This is a genomic window from Actinosynnema sp. NPDC050801, from assembly GCF_040673975.1.
Lineage (GTDB): Bacteria > Actinomycetota > Actinomycetes > Mycobacteriales > Pseudonocardiaceae > Actinosynnema.
In genome coordinates this window covers 123,730-148,509 of record NZ_JBFAQZ010000001.1, presented here as the reverse complement: position 1 = coordinate 148,509, position 24,780 = coordinate 123,730, and the positions used below count along the sequence as shown (strand labels likewise).

At 72.0% G+C, this 24,780-nt stretch carries 20 protein-coding genes; 9 read left to right on the top strand and 11 right to left on the bottom strand.

Features of this window, described 5'->3' with window-relative positions; translation table 11 throughout:
* Positions 1 to 21 precede the first annotated feature (21 nt).
* The 3 genes from AB0K14_RS00725 to AB0K14_RS00715 are packed head-to-tail and all read left to right on the top strand — an operon-like array spanning position 22 to position 3,798.
* Positions 22 to 792 (top strand): deoxyribonuclease IV, encoded by a 771-nt coding sequence (locus AB0K14_RS00725; protein WP_360448720.1) that lies wholly within the window; start codon positions 22 to 24, stop codon positions 790 to 792.
* Positions 789 to 2,198: a hypothetical protein gene (locus AB0K14_RS00720; protein ID WP_360448723.1), complete on the top strand. Its 1,410-nt coding sequence runs from the start codon at positions 789 to 791 to the stop codon at positions 2,196 to 2,198. The genes AB0K14_RS00725 and AB0K14_RS00720 overlap by 4 nt, the downstream gene beginning before the upstream one ends.
* 19 nt (positions 2,199 to 2,217) lie before the next feature.
* Complete coding sequence (locus AB0K14_RS00715) at positions 2,218 to 3,798, top strand: hypothetical protein (protein WP_360448726.1); 1,581 nt, start codon at positions 2,218 to 2,220, stop codon at positions 3,796 to 3,798.
* 21 nt (positions 3,799 to 3,819) lie between these two features.
* Here the strand turns inward: AB0K14_RS00715 and AB0K14_RS00710 are convergent, their stop codons facing one another.
* From AB0K14_RS00710 to AB0K14_RS00700, 3 genes are all read right to left on the bottom strand, one after another.
* Positions 3,820 to 5,379: a glycosyltransferase 87 family protein gene (locus AB0K14_RS00710; RefSeq protein ID WP_360449095.1), complete on the bottom strand. Its 1,560-nt coding sequence runs from the start codon at positions 5,377 to 5,379 to the stop codon at positions 3,820 to 3,822.
* Between the two features lie 204 nt (positions 5,380 to 5,583).
* On the bottom strand, positions 5,584 to 8,496 hold the full coding sequence (locus AB0K14_RS00705; RefSeq protein WP_360448729.1) for a transglycosylase domain-containing protein: 2,913 nt from the start codon (positions 8,494 to 8,496) through the stop codon (positions 5,584 to 5,586).
* A gap of 94 nt (positions 8,497 to 8,590) precedes the next feature.
* The gene (locus AB0K14_RS00700; RefSeq protein ID WP_360448731.1) at positions 8,591 to 8,995 is read right to left on the bottom strand and encodes a DUF5318 domain-containing protein; all 405 of its coding nucleotides are present in this window, start codon (positions 8,993 to 8,995) and stop codon (positions 8,591 to 8,593) included.
* Positions 8,996 to 9,163: 168 nt separating this feature from the next.
* On the opposite strand from AB0K14_RS00700, the gene AB0K14_RS00695 reads away from it, so the two are divergent.
* On the top strand, positions 9,164 to 9,709 hold the full coding sequence (locus tag AB0K14_RS00695; protein WP_360448733.1) for a PadR family transcriptional regulator: 546 nt from the start codon (positions 9,164 to 9,166) through the stop codon (positions 9,707 to 9,709).
* A 41-nt stretch (positions 9,710 to 9,750) separates the two neighbouring features.
* Positions 9,751 to 10,842, top strand: a complete 1,092-nt coding sequence (locus AB0K14_RS00690) for an inositol-3-phosphate synthase (protein ID WP_360448735.1) — start codon at positions 9,751 to 9,753, stop codon at positions 10,840 to 10,842.
* 51 nt (positions 10,843 to 10,893) lie between these two features.
* Here AB0K14_RS00690 and AB0K14_RS00685 read toward each other — a convergent pair whose 3' ends face one another.
* On the bottom strand, positions 10,894 to 11,622 hold the full coding sequence (locus AB0K14_RS00685; RefSeq protein ID WP_360448738.1) for an SDR family oxidoreductase: 729 nt from the start codon (positions 11,620 to 11,622) through the stop codon (positions 10,894 to 10,896).
* 10 nt (positions 11,623 to 11,632) lie between these two features.
* Positions 11,633 to 12,274 (bottom strand): HAD family phosphatase, encoded by a 642-nt coding sequence (locus tag AB0K14_RS00680; protein WP_360448740.1) that lies wholly within the window; start codon positions 12,272 to 12,274, stop codon positions 11,633 to 11,635.
* Between the two features lie 199 nt (positions 12,275 to 12,473).
* On the opposite strand from AB0K14_RS00680, the gene AB0K14_RS00675 reads away from it, so the two are divergent.
* Both AB0K14_RS00675 and AB0K14_RS00670 read left to right on the top strand, forming a co-directional pair.
* Positions 12,474 to 14,555 (top strand): PhoX family phosphatase, encoded by a 2,082-nt coding sequence (locus AB0K14_RS00675; protein ID WP_360448743.1) that lies wholly within the window; start codon positions 12,474 to 12,476, stop codon positions 14,553 to 14,555.
* Between the two features lie 340 nt (positions 14,556 to 14,895).
* Entirely contained in the window at positions 14,896 to 15,582 is a 687-nt protein-coding gene (locus tag AB0K14_RS00670; RefSeq protein ID WP_360448745.1) for an SDR family oxidoreductase, read from the top strand.
* Here AB0K14_RS00670 and AB0K14_RS00665 read toward each other — a convergent pair whose 3' ends face one another.
* Positions 15,583 to 16,884, bottom strand: a complete 1,302-nt coding sequence (locus tag AB0K14_RS00665) for an amidohydrolase (protein WP_360448748.1) — start codon at positions 16,882 to 16,884, stop codon at positions 15,583 to 15,585.
* A gap of 189 nt (positions 16,885 to 17,073) precedes the next feature.
* Here AB0K14_RS00665 and AB0K14_RS00660 point away from each other — a divergent pair, with 189 nt between their 5' ends.
* Positions 17,074 to 18,075, top strand: a complete 1,002-nt coding sequence (locus AB0K14_RS00660) for a hypothetical protein (RefSeq protein WP_360448752.1) — start codon at positions 17,074 to 17,076, stop codon at positions 18,073 to 18,075.
* A gap of 37 nt (positions 18,076 to 18,112) precedes the next feature.
* Here AB0K14_RS00660 and AB0K14_RS00655 read toward each other — a convergent pair whose 3' ends face one another.
* The 4 genes from AB0K14_RS00655 to AB0K14_RS00640 all read right to left on the bottom strand — a co-directional run bounded on the left by AB0K14_RS00655 (position 18,113) and on the right by AB0K14_RS00640 (position 22,164).
* Positions 18,113 to 19,273 carry a histidine kinase gene (locus AB0K14_RS00655; protein WP_360448754.1) on the bottom strand — a complete coding sequence of 387 codons (1,161 nt, stop codon included), beginning with the start codon at positions 19,271 to 19,273 and terminating at the stop codon, positions 18,113 to 18,115.
* Positions 19,274 to 19,557: 284 nt separating this feature from the next.
* Positions 19,558 to 20,688, bottom strand: a complete 1,131-nt coding sequence (locus tag AB0K14_RS00650; protein ID WP_360448756.1) for a nitric oxide synthase oxygenase — start codon at positions 20,686 to 20,688, stop codon at positions 19,558 to 19,560.
* 145 nt (positions 20,689 to 20,833) lie between these two features.
* A complete protein-coding gene (gene trmB, locus AB0K14_RS00645) occupies positions 20,834 to 21,475 on the bottom strand; it encodes a tRNA (guanosine(46)-N7)-methyltransferase TrmB (RefSeq protein WP_360449098.1) in 642 nt (213 codons plus the stop codon).
* Between the two features lie 92 nt (positions 21,476 to 21,567).
* On the bottom strand, positions 21,568 to 22,164 hold the full coding sequence (locus AB0K14_RS00640; RefSeq protein WP_360448759.1) for a hypothetical protein: 597 nt from the start codon (positions 22,162 to 22,164) through the stop codon (positions 21,568 to 21,570).
* Between the two features lie 230 nt (positions 22,165 to 22,394).
* Between AB0K14_RS00640 and AB0K14_RS00635 the strand changes: the two genes are divergently transcribed.
* The gene (locus AB0K14_RS00635) at positions 22,395 to 23,594 is read left to right on the top strand and encodes a S8 family serine peptidase (protein ID WP_360448761.1); all 1,200 of its coding nucleotides are present in this window, start codon (positions 22,395 to 22,397) and stop codon (positions 23,592 to 23,594) included.
* 135 nt (positions 23,595 to 23,729) lie between these two features.
* Here AB0K14_RS00635 and AB0K14_RS00630 read toward each other — a convergent pair whose 3' ends face one another.
* A complete protein-coding gene (locus AB0K14_RS00630; RefSeq protein WP_360448763.1) occupies positions 23,730 to 24,638 on the bottom strand; it encodes an ABC transporter ATP-binding protein in 909 nt (302 codons plus the stop codon).
* Between the last annotated feature and the right edge of the window lie 142 nt (positions 24,639 to 24,780).

The following is a 24,780-nucleotide window of genomic DNA, read 5'->3' as shown; positions in this document are numbered from 1 at the left end:
GCCCGACTACCCTGCACAGTCATGCGCATCGGGGCCCACGTCCGCGACGACGACCCGCTCGGCGCCGCCGTCGAACGCGGTGCCGACGTGGTCCAGTTCTTCCTCGCCGACCCGCAGGGGTGGAAGGCGCCCAAGCCGCACCCCCAGACCGACGGGTTGCTGGCCTCTGACCTGGACGTCTTCATCCACGCGCCGTACCTGGCCAACGTCGCGTCGCTCAACAACCGCATCCGGATCCCGTCGCGCAAGATCGTGCTGCAGCACGCCGAGGCGGCGGCGAAGGTCGGCGCCAAGGGCCTGATCGTGCACGGCGGGCACGTCACCAAGGGCGAGGACCCGAACGAGGGCATCGCGAACTGGCGGAAGATGTTCGAGCGGCAGGCGGACGGCGGTGGCTTCGCGGTCCCGATCCTGATCGAGAACACCGCGGGCGGCGAGAACGCCATGGCGCGCACGTTCGACATGCTCGGCAGGCTGTGGGACGCGGTCGGCGAGTTCGACGCCGGGTTCTGCCTGGACACCTGCCACGCGTTCGCCTCCGGCGAGGACCTGGTCGGCATCGTGGACCGGGTCAAGGCCATCACCGGGCGCGTCGACCTGGTCCACCTCAACAGCTCGCGCGACGAGTTCGGCTCCTCGCGCGACCGGCACGCCAACATCGCGTCCGGCAAGATCGACCCCGAGCAGCTGGTCGCGGTGGCTGCCGCCGCCGGCTCGCCGGTGCTGGTCGAGACACCGGACGAAGGTCAAGCGGAGGACATCGCGTTCCTCCGCGAGCACTTGGGCCGATGAGCGTGACACGGGAGGTGGTGGCCGTGCCGGAGCGCGCGGACGCCGGGTCGCGGTTGCCGCGGTTCGGTCGGGTCGCGCTCGCCGCGGTCGTCCTCCTGTGCGGGCTGACGATGTTCGTCGGCTTCCTCAACAAGGACCGCTGCACCGGGCCGGAGTTCGACCAGTGGGGCCGCAGCGCGCCCGACTACGAGGCGCGCAACAAGGCCGAGGTCTGCTACTCCGACATCCAGCACCTGTGGATCGGCCGCGACGTCGACCGGCACGTGTTCCCGTACGTGCACGGCAGCATCAACAGCAAGGGCGTGCTGGTCGGCGGCGTGGTCGAGTACCCGGTGCTGACCGGGTTGATGATCTGGGCCGGTGCGCTCCTCGCCCAGACCGACGCGGCGTTCCTGCTGTTCTCGGCGTTGCTGATGGCGCCGTTCGGGCTGGCCACCGGGTGGCTGCTCGGCAAGCTCAGCCGGTGGCGCGCGCTGGTCTGGGCGCTCGGCCCGCCGATGGTGCTGTACGCGTTCCACAACTGGGACCTGCCGGTCGTGTTCTGCGCGGTGGCGGCGGTGTACGTGGTGCACCGGGGCTGGGGGCGGCGCGAGCGGCCCCTGGTGGACCGCGCCGTGGTCGCGTCGGTGCTGCTGGGCATCGGGTTCGCGTTCAAGATCTACCCGGCGATCTTCGTGCTGCCGCTGTGCCTGTACGTGCTGACCGGCGGTCCGGGCGGGCGGTCGTTGCCGCGCGGTGTCCGGTACGACGTCGCGGGCGCGGTGAAGGTCGCGCTGGCGTCCGTGGTGACGGTGGTGCTGATCAACCTGCCGTTCATGGTGGCCGGGTTGGAGGGCTGGAAGGCGTCGTTCGCGTTCCAGGGCCTGCGGCGGGTCGACATCACCACGAACTCGGTCTGGTTCTGGTCGATGCGGCCGTTCATGTCCGACGACACGATGCAGTCGCTGGTCGGCGTGCTGTCGCCGGTCGGGATCCTGGTGTCGTTCGGGTTGGCGTGCTGGCTCGGGTGGCGGCGGTTCCAGCGCGAGGGCAGCTACCCGTGGGTGCCGGTGTCGGCCGCGATGCTGTGCGGCTTCCTGCTGCTGCACAAGGTGCACTCGCCGCAGTACACGCTGTGGCTGGTGCCGATGTTCGTGCTGCTGCGGGTGAACTGGGGTTGGGTGGCGGCCTACTTCGCGGCGGACTTCGCCATGGGCGTGGGCATCTTCCGCTGGTACTACGCGATCGAGTTCGGCGAGCCGTCGGGCATCTACGACGGGTTCTCGGCGCAGGCCGTGGTGATCGGCGTGTGGGGCCGGGCCGCGCTCCTGGTGGCGTTGTTCCTGGTGTTCCTGAAGTCGGAGGTCACCTTCACCGACCGCAAACCCGGCCTCCGCCGGCGGCCCGCCTCCACCCCCGCCGCCTGACCGACCGGGGGTGCCGCCGATGGACGACGAGTTCACCGCGGCGGAGGTCGTGGGCTCGGTCCTCGGGCGGTGGGACGAGCTGCGGCGCGAGTCGGGGCCGCGGGTCGGTGACGAGCGGTTCCGGAGCTGGTACTTCGACACCGTGTCGGCGCACGGCGATCCGGACACCTTCGCGTTCCTGGGTTTCGAGGTCGCCGCCGAGCTGTTCGACCGGGGGCGCACCGGTGACGCCTTCCTCGTGCTGCGCTGGTTGGGGCGGCACGTCGCCGGTGGCGCCGAGGCCGACCTGACGGCCCGCGCCATCATGGCGTTGACCGACACCTGCGCGGGCCGGGCGGTCGACCGGGAGTCGAACGCCCGCGCGGTCGGTGTGCTGCGGGAGGTGGTCGACGCCGTCCGCGGACCGGTCGACGTGCGGGTCGAGCGGGCGGTGTGCCGGGCGTTGTCCGGCCTCGCGCGGTTGAGCGGCAGGTTCACCGACGTCGACGCCAAGGCCACGGACCTGGCCGCGCTGTGGCGGGAACTCGCCGGGCGGGGGCGCGGCAGTGACGACCCCGAGCTGCGCGGGTGGCGGGCCCACGCGCTGGGGAACGAGGCGTTGCTGTGGTTGCAGGTCGACCGGGAAGCCGACGCACGTCGCCGGTTCGCCGAGATCACCGCCGAGTTCGGGGCGGACGGGCCGGGGGTGTCGGAGGACGTGGACCGGTGGGTCGGCCGCGCGCGGCACGCCGTCGACGTGCTGGACCGGTTCGACGTCGGCGAGGCCGAGCTGAAGCTCGACTACCTCGAGCGCCAGCGGTACTGGGACCGTCGGCGGCGGTTCAAGGGCCTCGGGTTCCTGCACTGGCTGGTGGCCGGTGCGCCGCGCAACCGGATGCGGCAGCTGGTCCGCGAGGCCCGTGACCGGCACCGCAAGTCCGTCGGCCAGGTGCGGTCGTGGTTGTGCGCGGGCGAGCCGTTCGTGCTGCTGCTCCGCAACTTCGAGCTGACCGAGCGGTCCGGGACCACCGCGGCGCAGCCGTTCCCGGTGGACCGGGCCGACGTGCCCGCGGACCACGTCCAGGTGATCAACTTCAGTCCGGGCGCGCCCGCGCTGGCCGAACTGGCCGCCGCGGTGCCGCTGGTCGTCGTGGCCGGCACGACCGCGGCCGAGTTGGAGCTGGGCCCGTCCTACGGCCAGTTCACCGCACCGGTGAGGCTGTACCTGCCGGACGAGACGTGGTTCGACACCGTCTCCACGCTCATCAAGGTCGCCGACCAGGTGATCGTCTGGGCCGCCGAGCTGAGTCCCGGCCTCGCGCGGGAACTCGACTGCCTGATCGCCGAACGCCGGACCGGGGACGCGCTCGTGGTGCTCGACGCCCCGGGCTCCGACCCGTTCACGCAGGTGTTGCTGCCGCGCACCGACCACGAGCCGCTGACGCGGGACCACCCGGCGCTCGCACCGTTCCCCAACGTGGTCGACGCGGCCGAGCTGGGTCGGCACGTGGCCGAGAGCCCGTCGCTGCTGGACGTGCTCGACCGGCTCGACGCCGTGCACCAGGTGCCGGACGACCAGCGGCTCGCCCGCCTCCGCGCCCGGCTGGACGCGCGGCCGTAGTCCGTGCCGCCGGTCCGCCGATCAGCCCGCGGGCGTGGCGGAGCTCGGTGACGGCGGTGCGCCGAGCGCTCCCGCCCGTCGGCCGAACCGCCACGCGAACCGGTCCGGCGCGCCGTCGACCACACCGCCGCACGGGTCGTCGTCACCGGCCTGGCGCACCTTGTCCAGCTCCGGCCGGTAGATCTCGCGCACGATCATCGCGCACAGCACGATCACCGCGACGTCCCGCGCCACCACCGCGCCGAGGAACCAGTCGATGGGCAGCCCCTTGTTGTCCTCACCGAGGTAGAAGAACATCCGCGGCGCCCAGACCAGCGCGTCCACCACCATCCACGCCAGCAGCGGCTTCCACCGCGGCAGCGCCAGCACCGCCAGCGGCACGAGCCACAGCGAGTACTGCGGGCTCCACACCTTGTTCGTCAGCAGGAACGCGGCCACCACGAGGAACGCCAGCTGCGCGAACCGGGGCCGACGCGGCGCGGACATGGTCACGAACCCGACCGCGGCGCAGCACACCAGGAACAGCGCCGCGCTGACCGTGTTCAACACCTCGGGCGCCTGCCCGTGCAGCAGCCCCGGGTCGAAGCCCTGCCACCCGGTCCACTGCGCGACCACGTTGTAGAGCGAGTCCGGGTCGACCCCGCGCTCGGTGTTCAGCCGGAAGAACTCGCGCCACCCGTCGGGGTACAGCCACGCGAACGGCGCGTTCACCACCGCCCACGTCGCCAGCGTCGTGCCGAGCGTGATGAACCCGGCCCGCAGCCGGTTCGACCGCCAGCACAGCAGCAGCAACGGCCCCAGCAGGAACAGCGGGTACAGCTTGGCCGCGCCGCCCAACCCCAGCAGCACGCCCGCCAGCACGGGGTTCTTGCGCGCCCACGCGAGCATGCCCGCGGTGGCGAACGCCGTGGCCAGCGTGTCGAAGTTGGTGAACGCGTGCACGATCACCAGCGGCGACACCGCCACCAGCACCGCGTCGTACGGTCGTCGCCTGGCCAGCTGCGCCACCGCGTACGCGGTCACCAGCCACGCCAGCGCCAGCCACAGCGCGGTGATGTTGAAGTACACGATCACCGTCATGGGGTTCGGCAGCCACCCGGACGCGGCGATCGCCGTCCAGCCCTGCGCCATGCGGGCGTTGAGCAGCTGGAACATGCCCGTCAGCACGGGGTACTCCATGTACCGCACGTGCGCCGTCGGCTTGCCCTCGTCGTCCACCCAGGACGTCTTGTAGGGGAACGTGTCCGGCTTGTCCAACCGCTCCGCCGTGTACAGCGGCACGGTGTCGGAGTAGCACATCGCGGTGAACTGCTTGCTGCCGCGCCAGTCGAGCTGCACCACGCCGTTGTCGTCCACGTACTGCTGGATGCACGGCGACTTCTGGAACCACGACAGCGCCAGCGTGACGACCGCGAACAGCAGCACCACCCGCAGCGGCGTCCAGAACCACTGCCTGCCGATCGACGCGTGCCGACCGACCGGACCGCCCAGCGGCCTGCTCGCCGTCCGGGCCAGCGGTTCGGTCCAGGTCGGGTTGACCCGCTCGTCGGGGCCGAGCGAGACGGTGTCGTCGGCGTTCACCTGCGGGTCGTCGTCGTCCGCCCGAGGGCTGTCGGCGTTCGCCTGCGAGTGCTGCGAAGGGCTGGCCACGGGGACGGATGCTACGGGCACTGGTCAACAGCGGTTGTGAGGTCCGCCCATGTCCCGCCGCCGGCTTCGGGCCCGCGAACGGCGGAGGGCCCGAACCGGCGTGCTGCCGGGTCGGGCCCTCCGCGTGGCGCGGTGCTAACCGGTCGGTGGCGAGCCGCCGTTGCCGATGCCCGGATCGGGCGCGTTCTCGTCCGTCGACGTGGTGGTCGTGGGCGGGCAGGCGATGCCCACGCACGGCCGCGGCGAGCGAGTGGTCGAGGGGGGCTGGGTCCGGGTCGTCGTCGGGTCGGTCGTCGTCGTCCGGTTGTCCTCGTCCCGCTTGGTCGTGGTCGTCGTCGTGGTCGTCGTGGTCGTCGGCGCGGGGTTGTCGAACTGGTTGAGCTTGCGCGCCTTCGGGAACGGCTCGGCGGGCGTGCCCGCCAAGGCCTTGTCCATGAACCGCTTCCACACCTGACCGGGCAGGCCACCACCGAAGATCGGGTTGCCCTTGGCGTCCCTCAACGCCACGTTGCCCTCGTCGCGACCCACCCACACCGACGCGGACAGCGACGGGGTGTAGCCGACCATCCAGGCCTTCGAGTTCTGGCTGGCGTCGTCCGGGAGCTCGTGCGTGCCGGTCTTGCCCGCGCACTCGCGACCCGCGCACGGGATCTTCGAGAACGTGAGGACGGGCTTGAGCGACTCGGTGACGTTGTCGGCGATGTCCTGGTTCTTCTGCGGGTCCGGGTCGAACGCCGGCCGGGACACGTCGACGTGCTGGTAGACCGCCTTGCCCTCGGCGTTGGTGATCTTCGAGATGAAGAACGGCTCGTGGTAGGTGCCGCGCGCGGCGAACGTGGCGTAGGCCGACGCCATGTCGAACGGGCGGACCTGCGCCTCACCACCACCGATCGCGATACCGACGTTGGGCGGCCCACCGTTCTCGCCGACCAGCAGGTTCTTCTTCTCGCCCTGGACCTCGACCGTCGCCGGGATGCCCGCGGCGATGGCGGCGTCGGCGACCGGCTTGGTACCGATCTCGATCACCATCTCGTAGAACACGGTGTTCAGCGACATCCGCATCGCCTCGCGGATGGGGCACTTCTCACCGCACGTGTTGCCCGTGTCCGAGGCGTTGCGGATGGTGATGTTGGTGCCGCCGAGCTTGAACGTCTTCGGCGAGCGGCCGTCGTAGGTCGAGCCGAGGCCCTTGCCCGCCTTCAGCGCGGCCACCAGGTCGAACGGCTTGAACGACGACCCGGCTTCCTGGAGCGTGTTGGTCGCGTAGTCCAGGCCCGTGCCGTCCGCGCCGGCGTAGTACGCCCGCACCGCACCCGACTGCGGGTCGATCGCGGTGAGCGACGACCTCAGCTCCTTGGGCTGCGGGCCCATGACCTCGTCCACCGCCTGCTCGGCCGCGAGCTGCTTCGGCGGCTCGATGGTGGTGTGCACGGTCACGCCGACCTTCTGCGCCTTCTCGACGTCCCACTCGACCTTGGCCATCTCCTGGAGGACCTGCTCGCGGATGTGCAGGCGGGTCCCGCTCAGGCCGGACTGGTCGGTCTGCTCGACGGGCGTCGGGAACGGCGTGGTCTCGCGGTAGCTCTGGTCGATCCACTTGTACTCGAGCATCTGGTTCATCACGTAGGTCCAGCGCTCTTCCCGGTACGCCTGCTGCTCCGAGCGGCTCGGGTTCTGCACCATGCCCGCGAGCAGGGCGGCCTGCGCGTGGGTCAGGTCCTTCAGCTCGTTGACGCCGAAGTAGGCCTTGGCCGCGGTCTTGATGCCGTAGGCGCCCCGGCCGAAGTACACCGTGTTCAAGTACGCGGTGAGGATGTCTTCCTTGTCCTGCTGCTGCGACATCTTGTACGCGGTGACGGCTTCGGTGAACTTGCGGGTCAACGTCATGTCGGCCTGGTCGGTGGCCTCCTTGACGTACTGCTGGGTGAGGCCGGAGCCACCGCTCTGCTCGCCCTTGAGCTGGTACCAGCCCGCGCGGGCGATGGCGGTCAGGTCGAAGCCGACGTTCGTCATGAACGTCGGGTCCTCCGCGCCGAACACCGCGTGCTTGATCGAGTCCGGCAGGTCCTCGTACTTGACCATGCTGCGGTTCGCGTCGCCCGGGGCGTACCTGGTCATCTCGGTGCCGTCGGCGTAGAGGATCGTGATCGCCTTGCCCTGCGAGGCCGCGACGGCCTCGGGGTTCGGCACCTCCACCACCTGGTAGGCGATGGCGAACGCGACGACGGGCGCCAGCAGCATCAGCCCGAGGGCCACGTAGGTGGTCCGGCGCACGCGGCGCCACACCTTCTTGCGACGCACGGCGCGGGCCTCCTCCTCGGTCAGCTCCTCGTCGTACTCGTCGTCGTAGAACGGTTCGAGCTCGACCTCGTCCTCGCGGTGCGTGAGCAGCTCCGGCTCGCGGGGCGTGGTCTGGTACACGGGCGGCAGCAGGTCGGTCGGCTCCTCGCCGGGACGCCGCGGGGCGCCGGCCGGGCCCGCGGGTCCGCCGGGACCTCCGGGCCTGCGCGGACCGCCGGGGCCGCCGACCGGGGGACGGCCGCCGGGCGGCACGGGGCCGCCTGGTCGGCGCACGCCGCCGGGAGGGGTGCCTGGAGGGGTGTTCGGGCGCTGCGGCGGGCCGCCGGGCACGCTGCCCGCGACACCGAGGCCGTCGAGGCTGCCCGGACCGCCGGGACGTGGGCCGGGACCGGCCGGGGGCGGGCCGCCGTGCCTGCCGTTCGGAACGGGACCCGCGGGTCCGCCCGGACCACCGGGGCCGGCCGGCCTGCGTGGCGGCTGAGCGCCTCGCGGCAGGCCGCCGGGCGGGGTGCCGCCGGACTGGGGGATGCCTCCCGGTGGCGTCCCCGGACGGGAGAACCCGCCCGGTGGGGTGCCGTGCCGGGGGCCGTCGCCGGGAGAGCGCGCGAAACCACCTGGTGGGGTGTTCGGACGCTCCGGCTGATCCCCGGCGCCGTGACGTGGTGCGTGCCCGCCGCCGTCCGGGTCCTCCCCGGTCGGCCACTGCGGCTCCGCGCCACGATGCCTGTCGTCATGCTGGTCGTTCACGAAATGGCCTCCCAGACCGGCGTGCCCTTGCACGCGGTTCGGTGGTCGTACGCCGCTGCTCCTCGCCGGAGCGGCGCCCGTGGCCGGAGCAGGTTCACTCCGCCGCGGTCCTCCTGCGCGGCTTGCGAGAGTTCAGGCCACGCGTTCCCAGGACGTATGACTGCACCAGGTGGTTCCAACTACATGTGCGGCAAACCTCGACCACGTACACGGTGAACTCCTCGAAGAGGGTCGCCATGCGGGCCAGCTCGTCGCCGGTGCGCGCGGATCCGGCCGCGTGCTTGAGCTCGTCGCCGTAGACCCAGGACACGAGGGTCAGCGGTTCCTTGCGGCAGACCGGGCAGGTCACCTCGCTCGGCCGGCCGTGGAACTTCGCGGCCCGCAGCAGGTACGGGCTCGCGTCGCAGACCTCCATCGTGCCCACTCGGCCCGCGTAGACCTCCGCCAGCAGCGCACGGCGCTGCAAGGCGTAGTCCACGACCTGGCGTTGGGTCGACACGACGACCAGAGTACGTGCCGCCCCAAGCCCACCGATGGGCCGTTCAGGGCAGTGGGCCGAAGGCAGGGGTCGTTGTGTGCCACGCGACACGGCATAGGCGTGCGCAGATGTATCGCACCGATATACTGAGTGCACCCATCGGCGCTCACCTGAGCGAGGAGGTGCTACGTGCTGGAGTTCGCGGTCCTCGGCCTGCTGCACGAAGCGCCCATGCACGGCTACGAGCTGCGCAAGCGCTTGCACGAGTTGCTGGGGGCGTTCCGCGCGTTCTCCTTCGGGACGCTGTACCCCACGTTGCGCAAGCTGCAACGCGGCGGCCTCATCGTCGAGGAAGTGCCCGAGGAAGACTCGGCCCGCTGGGGTCGCCGGGCGCGCAAGGTCTACAAGCTCACCGCCGAGGGCAAGGAGAGGTTCGCCGAACTGCTGGTCAACGCCGGTCCCCAAACCTGGGACGACGACTCGTTCGGCGTCCACCTGGCGTTCTTCTCCCGGACGCCGGCCGAGATCAGGATGCGCATCCTGGAAGGCCGCAGGCGGCGCGTCGAGGAGCGCCGCGAAGGGCTGCGCACCTCGTTATCGGCCACCAGCGAGCGGATCGACCGGTACACCCGGGAGCTGCACCGGCTCGGGCTGGAGAGCACCGAGCGCGAAGTGCGGTGGTTGAACGAGCTGATCGCCCATGAGCAGGCCGAACAGCGCGAGCGGGACCAATAACCCCCCGAATACGAGCACGGAAGAAATAAGGAGGACTCGGCATGGGCGACAACCGCCGCACCGTTCGAGTGGCCATTGTCGGGGTCGGCAACTGCGCGGCGTCGCTGGTGCAGGGCGTCCACTACTACCGCGATGCCGACCCGAGCACCCGCGTGCCCGGTCTGATGCACGTCCGGTTCGGTGACTACCACGTGCGCGACATCGAGTTCGTCGCCGCGTTCGACGTGGACGCCAAGAAGGTCGGCGCGGACCTGTCCGAGGCCATCGGGGCGAGCGAGAACAACACGATCAAGATCGCCGACGTGCCGCCGCTCGGCGTCACCGTGCAGCGCGGGCACACGTTCGACGGCCTCGGCAAGTTCTACCGGGAGACCATCGAGGAGTCCGACGAGCAGCCGGTGGACGTGGTGCGGGCGCTGCGCGACGCCGAGGCGGACGTGCTGGTGTCGTACCTGCCGGTCGGCTCGGAGGAGGCGGACCGCTTCTACGCGCAGGCCGCCATCGACGCCGGTGTGGCGTTCGTCAACGCCCTGCCCGTGTTCATCGCCTCCGACCCGGAGTGGGCGGAGAAGTTCCGCGCGGCGGGCGTGCCGATCGTCGGCGACGACATCAAGTCGCAGGTCGGCGCCACCATCACGCACCGCGTGCTGGCCAAGCTGTTCGAGGACCGCGGCGTGCAGCTCGACCGCACCATGCAGCTCAACGTGGGCGGGAACATGGACTTCCTGAACATGAAGGAGCTGGAGCGGCTGGAGTCCAAGAAGGTCTCCAAGACGCAGGCGGTGACCTCGCAGGTCGACCGCGACCTCGGCAAGCGCAACGTCCACATCGGCCCGTCCGACTACGTGGCGTGGTTGGACGACCGCAAGTGGGCGTACGTGCGGCTGGAGGGCCGGGCGTTCGGCGACGTGCCGCTGAACCTGGAGTACAAGCTGGAGGTGTGGGACTCGCCGAACTCGGCGGGGATCATCATCGACGCGGTGCGTGCGGCGAAGATCGCGCTGGACCGGGGGATCGGCGGCCCGATCCTGTCCGCTTCGTCGTACTTCATGAAGTCGCCGCCCGTGCAGTACTCGGACTCCGAGGCGCACGAGGCGGTCGAGGCGTTCATCCGCGGCGACGTCGAGCGCTGACACCCGCACCCCCGCACCCGGCTCGTGCTCGCGCCGGGTGCGGGGGTGTGCTCAGCGCTTGGAGAGCCGCAGCGACTGCCACGACCCGTCGGCGGTCCACCCGCCGTCCACCGGCAGCGCGACGCCGTTGACGAACCCGCTGCGGGCCGGGTCGGCCAGGAAGGCGACGGCCTGGGCGATGTCGTCGGGCGTCGCGAACCGGCCCATCGGCACGTGGTCGGTGATGTCGCCGTCGTCGTAGTGCCCGCCCGCCTGCGACTCGACGTCCATCTCGGTCTTCACCCAGCCGGGGCACACCGCGTTGACCCGGACCCCGCGCCCGCCCCACTCCACGGCGAGCGTGCGCGTCATCCCGATCAGCCCGTGCTTGGTGGTGTTGTAGGCGGCCCGGTCCGCGACACCGCGCAACCCGGCCACGGACGCGATGTTGACCACCGAACCTCGGCCGCGCGCCAGCATCGACCGGCCCAACGCCTGCGTGAGCAGGAACGGCCCGGTCAGGTTGACCGCCAGCATCCGCTGCCACAACTCCGGTGACGTGTCCTCGAACGGCACGATCCCCGCGATCCCGGCGTTGTTGACCAGCACGTCGACCCGCTCCCCGACCCGTTCGGCGAGCCTGGCCACGTCGTCGGGCGACGAGACGTCACCGACCACCCCGCCGTCGGTCTCCGCGAGGTCGAACCCGACGACCTCGTAGCCGTCCTCCCGCAACACCTCGGCCACCCGCGCCCCGATCCCCTGCGCCGCACCGGTGACCACCGCAACTCGTCGCTCCATGGGCCCAACGCTAGGGCGTGGGCAGCGCCGCGGGCAGGTCCGAGAGCTCGCGCAGCACCGTGACGTGCGCCAACACCGCCGGGTCCGGGGGGAAGTGGGGGTTCGGCACGGCGTAGACGGTCATGCCCGCGGCCAGGGCGGCGCGCAGGCCGTTGGTCGAGTCCTCGACCGCCGCGCTGCGGGTGGGGTCGGCGCCCAGCTTCGAGGTGGCCAGCAGGTACACGTCCGGCGCGGGCTTGCCCGCTCCCGCCTGCTCGCTGGAGACGGCCACCCGGACCACGTCGGTCAGGTCGGTCGCGGCGAGGAACGACTTGATCAGCACCGGCGGGGACGAGCTGGCGATGGCCACCGGGTAGCGGGACGCCACCTCGCGCACGACGTCCACCGCGCCCGGCAGCACGGGCGGGCCTTCGGCGTAGCGCTCGGCCATCTCGCCGATCACGCCGGCCGCGGCCTGCGCCGGGGTCAGGCGCACGCCCACCTCGGCCACCAGGTAGGCCGCCCACTCGGGCGTGCTCATGCCCTGCATCGCCCGGGTCGCGGCCGGCTGCCACGTGCCGCCGTGCCGGGCCGCGAAGGCCTGCCGCACCTCGTCCCACATCCGCTCGGAGTCCACCAGCACGCCGTCGAGGTCGAACACCACCGAATCCACACCCGTGACCGTAGTGCGGATCGGCGCCGGCGCCCGTTCGGTCGCCGTCCGCGACCGCGCGACCACACGCGGTGCGACCAGGGGGTTTCGCGCGAATGACGATCGAGGTGTTCGCCTCGCGTTCACCTCGAAGTCCGCTGTCGGAGGAGTTGCCCTCTTACGGTCGCCCGGTTCCCACTGAGCGATATCGGAGGTCCGCGTGTCCTCATCCACCGATCGGGGGCGGCGCCTGCTGCCCCTGCTGCCCAACCACCCCCTCGGGCGTTCGGCGATCACCTGCAAGTACCGCTGCGGCGACGCGTGCGCGCACGAGGCGCCCAACACGTCCGGCAACGCCTACTTCGGTGACGTCGTCGGCGAGGTCGTGCGTCGGCGTGGCCTGCTGAAGGCGGGCGCCGTCCTGGCCGTCGCGGGCGCGGGTGTCGGGCTGGTCGGTGCCGGCAGCGCCGCCGCGAAGCCCGATGTCGAGATCGACCTCGACCTGGGCGGCGGGCGGCGCAAGGACGGCCTGAACTTCGCCGCCGTCGCGCCCAACACCGAGGACCGCGTCGTCACGCCCGAGGGCTACGAGCAGGGCGTCGTGCTGCGCTGGGGCGACCCGGTGGTGCCCGGCGCGCCCGCCTTCGACTTCGACCGCCAGAACCCGGCGGCGCAGGCGAAGCAGTTCGGCTACAACTGCGACTTCGTCGGCCTGGTGCCGGTCGGCAGGCACGACCAGTGGGTGCTCGTGGCCAACCACGAGTACACCTCCGAGGAGTTCCTGTTCAAGAACTGGGACGCGGCCAACCCCACGCGTGAGCAGACCGAGATCGCCTGGGCCGCGCACGGCGCGTCGGTCGTGCTGGTCGAGCGGGACCGGCGCAGCGGCAAGCTCGTGCCCAAGGTGGACCGGCGCTACAACCGGCGCATCACCGCGACCACCGAGTTCAAGGTCACCGGTCCGGCGGCGGGTTCGGCGCACCTCAAGACCTCGGCCGACCCGACCGGCACGAAGGTGCTGGGCACGCTCAACAACTGCGCCGGCGGCGTCACGCCGTGGGGCACGATCCTGTCCGGCGAGGAGAACTTCAACCAGTACTTCGCCAACGCGGGCTCGGTCACCGACCCGGTGGTCAAGGCGCGGCTCGCCCGCTACGGCCTGTCCGGCGCGGCGTCCACCCGCAAGTGGGAGCGGTTCGACAAGCGGTTCGACGTGGCCCAGGAGCCCAACGAGGTCAACCGGTTCGGCTGGGTCGTCGAGATCGACCCGCTCGACCCGGACTCGACCCCGGTCAAGCACACCGCGCTGGGCCGCTTCAAGCACGAGGGCGCGAACGTGATCATCGCCCGCGACGGCCGCGTGGTCGCGTACATGGGTGACGACGAGCGCTTCGACTACATGTACAAGTTCGTGTCCGACGAGAAGTTCAAGCCGGGCAGCAGCAAGCACGCCCGTGAGCACAACAAGAAGCTGCTCGACAAGGGCACGCTCTACGTCGCCCGCTTCACCGGCGACAGCCCGGCCGCCGAGATCGACGGCACCGGCAAGCTGCCCGCCGACGGCGAGTTCGACGGCTCGGGCGAGTGGATCCGGCTGGCGGCCGGCGACCGGTCGTTCGTGCCGGGCTTCACCGCCGAGGAGGTCTACGTCTTCACCCGGCTCGCCGCGGACGCGGTCGGCGCGACCAGGATGGACCGCCCCGAGGACGTCGAGCCGAACCCGCGCAACCGCCGGGTGTACGCGGCGCTGACCAACAACACCGACCGCGGCAAGGCGGGCAAGGAAGGCGTGACCGAGCCGAACCCGCGGCTGAACAACCGGCACGGGCACGTGCTGGAGCTGGAGGAGCGCCGCGGCGACAACACCGCCACGTCGTTCTCCTGGAAGCTGCTGCTGGTGTGCGGCGACCCGACCTCGCCCGACACGTACTTCGGCGGCTACGACAAGACCCAGGTCTCGCCGATCTCGTGCCCGGACAACGTCGCGTTCGACGCGCGGGGCAACCTGTGGATCTCCACCGACGGCAACGCCCTGAAGTCCAACGACGGCCTGTTCGCGGTGCCGGTCGAGGGTCCGTACCGGGGCCGGGTGAAGCAGTTCCTCACCGTGCCGAAGGGCGCCGAGACGTGCGGCCCGGTGATCGAGGACGACTTCGTGCTCGTGGCCGTGCAGCACCCCGGCGAGATCGACGGCGCGTCGGCCACCAACCCGCTGTCGCACTGGCCGGACGGCGGCGCCTCCCAGCCCCGCCCGTCCGTGGTCGCGGTGTGGAAGAAGGACAAGGGCCGCATCTGCGGCTGACCCCGAGGTCGGGGGGCTCGCGCCGAGCGCCGAGCCCCCCACCCACCCCTCGCGTGTCGAACCTTCGCGTCCCGCGTGTCGAACCTTCGCGTCCCGCGTGTCGAACCTTCGCGTCCCGCGTGTCGAACCTTCGCGTCCCGCGTGTCGAACCCTCGCGTCCCGCGAGTCGAACGCTCGCGTCCCGCATGTCGAACGCTCGCGTCCCGCGTGTCGAACCTTCGCGTACCCCGAGTTCAACGTTCAGGACCGACGATCGCCGACCTGGGCGTTGAACTCGGGGGTCCTGGGCGTTCGACTCGCGGGCGCTGGGGGTTCGACTCGCGCGGTTTAGGGTTTGGGCATGAGTCGACCCGTTGCCCTGATCACGGGGGCGTCGCGCGGTATCGGCGCGGCGGTCGCCCGTGCCCTCGCCCCCACGCACGACCTGGTGCTCGGCGGTCGGGACGAGGGCGCGTTGGCCGACCTGGCCGGGTCGTTGGAGTCCGCCCGCCCCTGGCCGGTGGAGCTGACCGACACCGACTCCCTGACCGCCGCCGTCGCCCGCCTCACCCGCCTGGACGTCCTGGTGCACAGCGCGGGCATCGCCGAACTCGGCCCGCTCGCCGAGGCGACCGCGGACGTCTGGCGCCGCACCCTCGACCTCAACGTCGTCGCCGTCGCCGAGCTCACCCGGCTGGCGCTGCCCCTCCTGCGCGCCGCACGCGGCCACGTGGTGCTGATCAACTCCGGCGCGGGCCTGCGGGTCAACCCCGACTGGGGCGTCTACGCGGCGAGCAAGTTCGCCCTCCGCGCCTTCGGTGACGCCCTGCGCGCCGAGGAGGAGGACCTCCGCGTCACGTCCGTCCACCCGGGACGCGTCGACACCGACATGCAGCGCGGCGTCCGGGACCAGGAGAACGGCGACTACCAGCCGCACCTGTACCTGCACCCGGACTCCGTCGCCCGCGCCGTCGCCACCGCCGTGCACGCTGGCGACGACGCCCACTTCACCGAGATCGTCGTCCGACCCCGGCCGCGCACCGGCTGACTACCGCAGCCGGGCGGCCACCTCGCGCACGCCGGCCTGCGCCGCGCGCCGGTCGACGTTCGTGGTCTCGCCGTCGGCCACCACCTGCTTGCCCGCCACCCACACGTCCTTGACCCGCCGCGTGCCCGACGCCCACACCAGGTTCGCCAGCACCTGCTCGTCCGGCGCGTCCAGCCCGGTGGCGAACGCCGGGTCGTCCACGTCCACGTGCACGACGTCGCCCCACCGACCCGGCTCCAGCGCGCCCAGGTCGTCCCGACCCAGCGCCGCCGCCCCACCGCGCGTGGCCAGCAGCAACGCGTCCGCCGCACGCATCGCCGTCGCGTCCCGCGAGGTCACCCGGGCGAGCAGGGCGGCCAGCCTGGCCTCCTCGAACAGGTCCAGGTCGTCGTTGGACGCCGGCCCGTCGGTGCCCAACCCGACCGCGACCCCCGCGTCCAGGTAGGACCGCAGCGGCGCGATGCCGGACGCCAGCTTGGTGTTCGAACCGGGGCAGTGCGCGATCCCGACCCCGTGCTTGGCGTAGATGGCCACGTCCTCCGGCGACAGGTGCACCGAGTGCGCGGACAGCACCCGCCCGCCCAGCACGCCGGCCTGCTCCAGCAGCCGCGGCACGGAACCGTGCGACGCCCGCTGCTCCAGGTCCTCCTCCTCCGACTCCGCCACGTGCACCTGCACCAACGCACCGCGGTCACGCGCCTCGCCGGCGATCTCGCCCAAGGCCTGCGGCGTCAGGATGTACGCCGAGTGGGGCCCGTAGCTCAGCTCGATCCGCTCGTCCGGCCCGAACCGCAGCCCGTCGGCGTCGATCCACCGGGTGATCTCGTCGGTCATCGGCCGCCACGGCATCCCGGGCAGGTCCATGATCGCGGCACCGAACAGCACCCGGGACCCGGCCGCCAGCACCGCGTCCGCGAGCTGCTCGCCGTGGAAGTACATCTCCGCGCTGGTCGTCACGCCGTTGCGGAGCATCTCCACCGCGCCGAGCAGCATGCCGACCCGGATGTCCTCGGGCTTCATCTTCGCCTCGGCGGGCCACATCGCCTCGCGCAGCCAGCGCAGCAGCGGCAGGTCGCCGCCCATCCCGCGCAGCAGCACCATGGGGCTGTGCGCGTGGGTGTTCACCAGGCCGGGCAGCAGGATCCCGCTCAGCCGGCGGACCTCGCCGGTGAACTCCGGCGCGTCGGCCGCCGCGCCGACGTGCGCCACGCGCCCGTCGACGACGTCGACCACGGCGTCGCGCAGGACGGTGCAGGCGGGATCGCAGGGCAGGACGACGGGGGCGTGCAGGCGCAGCGACATGCCCCCGATCCTGCCGCACCCGATCCTGCCGCACCCGATCGAGCGACACACAACGTGGCGGCGCACGCGTCGGGTCGTAACCCGAACAGTGGGTTTGACCTTCTCGGGCGGTGTTCACCCGCCAGGTGGACGTAATCTCCGAAAAGTTGGAAGAGGTGGTCGTCCCCCTGATCCGGCGAAGGAGTGGCAGTGGCTCGTGGCGGTGGAAGTGGTCGGTGCGGCGAGCGGCGCGGCAAGGGCCAGCCCGCGGTGGACGTCCTGCGGTCGGAGGCTGATTTCTCCGACCCGGGCCTGTCGCGGGAACGTCGTTGGCTCGCGTTGTTCCTGTTGGTGCACCTGGTGGATGAGCACGGCCGGATGGGCACCGCGTACCGGCGGGTGCTCAGGCGGGCGGCGCGCACGCCCGGGCACTGGGCCCAGGGCCGGTCGTTGGGCGCGGTCCGGGCCGAGGTGGCGTGCTGGATCGGGGTGCACGCGAAGGCCGACAGCGTGCCGCCGTGGGAGCGGCTGGCCGACCTGGTCCACGCCGCCGTGCCGGTGCGGCACGTGCCGGAGGTGCTCGCGACCGCACGCCACCTGCACGGCCTGGTCACCGGGGAGGCGACCGACGCGCCGCGTCCGAGCTGGCTGGACCCGGCCGTCGAGGACGTCACCACCGCGTTGATCGGCGGCCCGGAGTGGGCGCGCAAGCACGGCCTGCCCGTGCCGCAGACCGTGCCTCAGACCGCGCCGCAGACCGTGCCTCAGACCGCCCCGCAGGCCGCGCCGCAGACCGTGCCGCGGCTGGCGCCGGAGCCCGCGCACGGGATCGCGCCGTCCGGCACGACGGTCGAGGTGCCGCGGCCCGCGACACCCGCCGACGAGGGCCTCCCCGGCGGGAGCCCGGCGCGGGACCGGGAGTCGAGCGCGTACGAGATGTTGTGGGCGATGGTCCGGGTGCACCGCGACGCGGAGGCGCGGATCGCCCAGCTGGAGCACCAGGTCCGCCGGCTGCACGAGGAGAACGCCCGGCTCACCGGCGACGTCACCACCTGGCTCGGCGACTACCGGCCGAGCATCCCGGACCAGGACCGCGGCCCGCGCGGCCGCCGGCCGGTGACCGATCGCCACCTCTCGCTGGAGGACCCGGGGCCGACCTTCACCTACCCGCTGCCCGCGGAGCTGCCCGCGACGCACCCCACCGCCGGCTGACCGGCGCGCGACACCCACCGCGGGCCGGCGCGACGCGTCACCGCGTCACGGGCAGGGCGGCGCGCACCTCCCAGCCGCCGTCGGCGCGCCGGCCCGCGCTGAACTCGCCGCCCAGCAGCTCGACCCGCTCGCGCATGCCCACCAACCCGTAGCCACCGGACCCGCCGACCGGCGCCGCCTTCTGCGCCCGCCCGTCGTCGGTCACCAGCACGTGCACCACGCCGTCGGACACCGACACCGAGACGTCCACCGAGGACACGCCCTCGGCGTGCTTGCGGGCGTTGGTCAACGACTCCTGCACCAACCGCAGCACCGAGCGGCCCAACGACGGCGGCACGGGCGCCGGCAGGTCGACCCGCAGCCGCACCGGCTGACCGGACCGCTCCACCACCCCGCGCACGTCGTCGGCGAGGTCGCTGGACGCGGTCGGCGCGTCGGCCTCGGTGTCGCGCAGCGTCCCCACCAGGCGGCGCATCTCGGTCAACGCCTCGTTGCCGCTGCGCACGATGATCGGCAACGCCTCACCCGCGGCCGCCGGCACGGCCTGCGCCGCCTGGGCGTGCACGACCATCCCGGTCACGTAGTGCGCGACCACGTCGTGCAGCTCGCGCGCCAGCGCCATCCGCTCGGCGTGCTGGGCCGCCGCGACCTCGGCCCGCACGGCGGTCGCGCGTTCCCGGTCGCGGGCGCGGAAGTACAACCCGGTGCCGACCGACAGCGCGAGCAGCACCGCGCCGCCGACGACCTGCTGCCACGTGCCGGGCCCCTGGTAGCCGTCCGGCCAGTACCGCGACCAGTAGTCCGGCCGCACCGCCCCGGTGCCCGCGGCCACCGCGACGAGCACGGCCACCGCCACCGCCGCGCGCACGAGCGGCGCCTGCCGCACGACCACCGCGGTGATCGCCATCACCGCCGCGGTCTCGGAGACCACCAGACCGCTGATGGCCGGCACCTTCGGCGCGACGTCCAGCACCCGCAGCACGACCGACGAGGCGGCCACCGCCGTGGCGGCGGTCAGCGCGGCGTCGAACGGGCGCCGGGGCGCGAGCACGGCCAGCGCGCACACCACCGCCGTGCCGGGCAACTGCCACCAGCCCGCCTCGCCGAGCACCTCGCCGCCGAGGAAGAAGAGCAGGGCGCACGCCAGCGGCCACTGGCGGCGCAGCAGGGTCCGCCACCCGAGGTGAGTGCTCTCCACGGGATCTCACCGTAGGTCCTCGGGGTGGAGGGCGCGTCCGACCCCGGTCGGGTGGGTCATCCACCGGGAGGCTGACCCGAACGCGTGCCGAAACACACCAGTGGCCGATGTCGGATGACGAATTGCGGGGTGACTCTTGAGTGGTGAGTCGGGGAACGGAGGAACACCATGTTCGGAGTGGTCGCTACTTGGGCGGGTGCCTTGTTGGGCCTGCTGGTGCTGGTCCTGATGGCGTTGTCCGGCGTGCTGGTCGATTCCCAGCGCTGATCGGAGTCGGCCGCGGGTCAGTCCCGGGCGCCTTCGACGCGCCGCCGGAGCAGTTCGGCGAGTCGTCCGGGTGAATGGGGTTGGGTCGTTTCCGCGGGGGCGGGGGAAAAGCGGGCCGGGCCGCCCGCGCGGGCACGGCGGGCGGCCGACGGGTCGAGGCGGAACGCGGGTCGGTTGCCGGAGTGGCGTTGGCGCGAGCGCAGCCACGACAGCCGGTGCAGCGATTCGGCGTGGTGGTCGGTGATGGTCACCGCGGCGAGGTCGAAGGAGTGCAGCACGGCCCGGTTGAGCTCCACCACGGCCCGGTCGCGCCACAGCGAGCGCTCGGTGGACGTGTCCAGGCCGAGGGCCTCGGCGACGGGGCGGGCGGCGCCGTAGGCGTTCTCGTCGGCCAGGCTCCTGGCGCCGATCTCGGAGCCGACGAACCACGAGTTGAACGGCGCGGCGGGATAGGTGATGCCGCCGATGACCAGCCGCATGTTGGTGATCACGGGCACCGCGTGCCAGCGCAGGCCGAGGCCGCCGAACCAGGGCAGCTCGGGGTGTTCGAGGACCACCTCGTGCACCACGTCCGGTGGCACCGTGAACAGCCGCGCGCCCTCGTGCGCGGTCTCCACCACCAGCGGCAGCAGGTCGAAGCGGCCGGGCGGTGCGGGCGGTCGCCAGCCCATGCCCTGCACGGCGTCGGTGAACTCCCGGTAGCGGCGGTCGCCCGTGCCGTCGCCGTGGCCCGCGTACCGGACCAGCTGCTCGTTCCAGATGCACGGTCCGGGCGCGTCCGGTGCGTCCGGCGCGAACACCGTGACCAGCGGGCGGATCTCGCCGCCGTTGGTGGCCAGCCGCAGGTGCTCGACGCACTCGCCGGCCACGGCGGCGGCGTTGCGGAACCCGCGCAGGTCGCGCACCTTGAGCCGGCGCCACGGCACGCCGCTGGTGCACCAGCCCGAGTCGCGCAGCGCGATCCGCGCGCCGTAGGCCAGCTCGTGGGTGGTGTGGCGGTAGGTGCCGGTCTCGGCGATCTCGTCGCGGACCTGGGCCAGGCGCGGTCCGACGGGGCCTGCCTCGGGGTGGGCGATGTGGAACATGCGGAGGAAACCCTCCGCCGCGTCCACGTCGAACGTTATCGGTTCGTTGTCTATTGCGGTCACGGGCGGCAACCGTAGTTGCGAACCCGTGTCACACGTCACTGCCAGACGGGGCACATGGGGTGATCGACGAATCCCACCCGATCCGGTGACGAAACCACAGGCAGTCGCCGCGTCGTCCGCTCAGCCCCGTGACTTTATGACACGGTCAGGTGAGTTCGATCCGCTCGAACATCAGGTCGTGGCTGATCCGCTCCTCCTCGACCGCCCGCTGCTCGAACTTGGTCACCGGCCGCCAGTCCGGCCGGGGCGCCCACCCGTCGTGCCGGTTGCGCAACAGCGGCTCGGCCGAGCACACCTGGAGCATCTGCTCGGCGTACTCCTCCCAGTCGGTGGCCAGGTGCAGCGTGCCGCCGGGCCGCAGCCGCGTCGCCACGAGGTGCACGAACTCCGGCTGCACGAGCCGGCGCTTGTGGTGCTTCTTCTTGGGCCACGGGTCGGGGAAGTAGATCCGCACCTCGGCCAGCGAGCCGGGTTCGACGTGCTCGGTGAGCAGGTCGACCGCGTCACCGCGCAGGACCCGCAGGTTGGTCACGTCGAGCGCCTCGGCGCGCAGCAGCAGCTGCGCCAGGCCGGGCTTGTAGACCTCGACGGCCACGTAGTTGACGTCGGGCGCGGCGGCGACCAGCAGGGAGGTGGTCTCACCCATCCCGGAGCCGATCTCCAGCACCACCGGCGCGTCGCGCCCGAACCACTCGTCGAAGCGCACGGGACCGGCCGGGAGCGCCTTGACCTCGTGGCCCAAGCGCTCCCAGTGGCGGTCCCATGCGCGCTGCTGCCCCACGGTCATCCGTTCGCCGCGTTGGACGTAGCTGACGACGGATCGGTGGTGCGGCGGTCGCTGGTGGCTGGACGTCACGGGCGTACAGCCTAGGTGGTGCGCTAGGCGATGTTCTCCAGGTCCTCGATCTGACGACGCAGCTCTGCCGGGGTGTACTCGATCGGTTGGCGCTGACCGTGGCCCCGGTGCGCGGGGAGCAGGTCGACGAAACCGGGGTGCCGGTCGGTGAACTGCACGGTGGTCGGCTCGGCGGGGCCGTACACGCCGCTCTCCGACGGCACGAACTCCCAGTAGCCGACCTCGCCCTCGGTCGCCCACGGGACGAACACCCAACCCGGTCGGCTGCCCAGCAACCGGGTCACCTCGTCCTCCAGGGCGAACGCCGCCGCGCGCGAGGCGATCTTGCCCCGGTCCAGGGCCCGCAGCCACCAGGGTGCCGGTGCGTCGGGGCCCACCGCGCGGAAGAGCGCGAGCACTTGCTGTTCGTCGGCCCGGTGGATCCAGGCTCGACGGGTCTGCGCGGGCGAGTCGGCGACACCGACCCCTCCCGCGGCTTCGATCGCGTGCGACCATTCCAACGCCAACATCGGTTCGACGCGGAGGGCGTGGTCGCGTTGACTGGGCAGGGCCCTTCCGGGCAGCTCCTTGGACCGGGTCGACGTGTGATCGGCGTTCAGGTCCGGATCAAGCACCGTCACGGGTTCACCTCCGGGGGGTTCCTTGACGGGGGGTATCCGAATTCGCGTGCGGGCAGGCGCCCACCTCACGATTCGCGCTTTCCATCTGACCCGGTTCAGTTGCGCTTGTCATGGGGCTGTGCCGGAGTTCACGACGTCTTAACGAACGGCTTACTCCGGTTGCCCGAATCGAGAAGTGTGAAACATGATTGACTTGGAATATCTGTGATTCCGAACACAGGGGGAATTCGGTGACGGGGAGAGCGGTTGTCGCCGCGATCTTGATCGCGATGGTCGTGCCGGGCACCGCTCGCGCGCAGACGATCGAGGATCAGCAGTGGCACCTCGGCGCGTTGGGGGTCCAGGCCGCGCACGCCACCAGTCGCGGTGACGGCGTGGTCGTCGCGGTGGTCGACTCGGGCGTGGACGACACCCGACCGGACCTCGCGGGCGCGTTGCTGCCCGGCACGGGCTTCGGCTCGGCGAGCGGCACGGACGGCACCGAGGACAACGACGGCCACGGCACCGCGATGGCCACGTTGATCGCCGGTCGGGCGGTGGACGGCGGCGCCCTCGGCGTGGCGCCCGGCGCGATGATCCTGCCGATCTCGGTCGGCGCGGACGGCGACAAGTTCACCACCGCGTCCGTCGCCGAGGGCGTGACCTGGGCCGTCGACCAGGGCGCCGACGTCATCAACCTGTCCCTGACCTCGCTGGCGACGCTCACCCCGGACCTGCTGCGGGCGGTCAACCACGCGTTCGACAACGACGCCGTGGTGGTCGCCGGCACCGGCAACGACGGCGAGGCGCACGTGGGCGCGCCCGCCAACATCAAGGGCGTCATCGCCGTCTCCGGCACGATCCAGGGCAACGGGCCGTGGCCGGAGTCCAACACCGGCCCGGAGACCGTGCTCGCGGCGCCCGCGCAGCGCATCGTCACCGCCGTGCCGCTGAAGGTCGTGGACACCGGCTACGCCGAGGTGGACGGCACGAGCGCGGCGACCGCGCTGGTCTCGGGCGCGGCGGCGCTGGTGCGCGCCCGCTACCCGGAGCTGGACGCGGGCAACGTGGTGAACCGGCTGATCACCACCGCGACCGACCTCACGGCGCCGGGCCGCGACGACGCGACCGGGTTCGGCCAGGTCGATCCGGTCGCCGCGCTGACCGCCGACGTGCCGCGGGTGGAGCGCAACCCGCTCGCACCGCCGCCGCGCACCTCGTCGGCCGCGCCGCCGCCCACGTCGGCCGAGAGCCTGCCCGCCCCGCCGACCGACGAGGAGGGCGGTACGCGGCTGCTGGTCGCGTTCGGCGGTCTGACCGCGGCCGGGATCGTGGTGACCGCGGTGAGCCTGCTGCTGGCCCGGCGCGGCCGAATCCGCCGGGCGTCCGCGCCGGTCGTCACCGAAATACCGCCACCGTCCGACGACTTCTGGCGCAACGACCGGTTCTGACCTCTCGGCGATCCGTTTCCCGGTCCGTTCGCCGGGTTCCGGTCGCCCGAGTTCAGGTCGCCCAAGTTCAGGTTGGCCGAGTTCCGTCGCCTTGAGTTCCGGGCGGGGCCCGGTGTCGAGTCCGAGGGAGTCGGGTCAGTCGGTCGCGTGGTATTCCACGGATTCCTTCGTGAGTTGCATGAAGGCTTCCTCCAGCGATCCCAGTTGAGGGCTCAACTCGTGCAACGTGATGCCGTTCGACGCGGCCAGCTCGCCGATGAACGCGGGTTCCACCCCGTGCACGACCAGCGCGCCGTCGGCCGCCGCCGCGTCGGCGATGCGGGCGCGGCCGTCCAGCAGCTCGCGCAGCTTCTCCAGCTGCGGCGAGCGGACGCGCACGGTGTCCTCCGTGGCGTCCTTGATGAACTGCGCGGTGCTGGTCTGCGAGATCAGCCTGCCGCGCCCGATCACGATCAGGTCCTGCGCGGTCTGCGCCATCTCGGAGAGCAGGTGGCTGGACACGAACACGGTGCGCCCGTCCTCGGCCAGCCGGTGCATGAACTGGCGGATCCAGAGGATGCCCTCCGGGTCGAGGCCGTTGACCGGCTCGTCGAACATCAGCACCTTGGGGTCGCCCAGCAACGCTCCCGCGATGCCGAGGCGCTGGGACATGCCCAGCGAGAAGCCGCCCGCGCGGCGCTTGGCGACCTGGGTGAGGCCGACCATGTCCAGCACCTCGTCGACCCGCTTGGTCGGGATCCGGTTGGACCGGGCCAGCCACTGCAGGTGCGCCCGCGCGGAGCGGTTGGGGTGCACCCACTTGGCGTCCAGCAGCGCGCCGACGACGCGCAGCGGCTGGTGCAGGGAGCGGTAGTCCTGGCCGTCGATGGTGACCCGGCCGCGGGTGGGCGAGTCGAGGCCGAGGATCATGCGCATGGTGGTGGACTTGCCCGCGCCGTTGGGACCGAGGAAGCCGGTGACCCGGCCCGCCTGGACGGTGAACGAAAGGTCGTCCACGGCCACGGTCTTGCCGTAGTGCTTGGTGAGGCCGGTCGCTTCGATCATGACATCTCCCGTCCGATCACACGCTTCTGGCGAAACCTAGGGCAGAAGAGCTCGGGCCACCTCCCCCAAGGTGACCCGAGCTCCCCCTCTTCCGCCGTTGTCCGCGCGCCGACCCCCGACGCCGGCGCCGCGGACGTCCGGC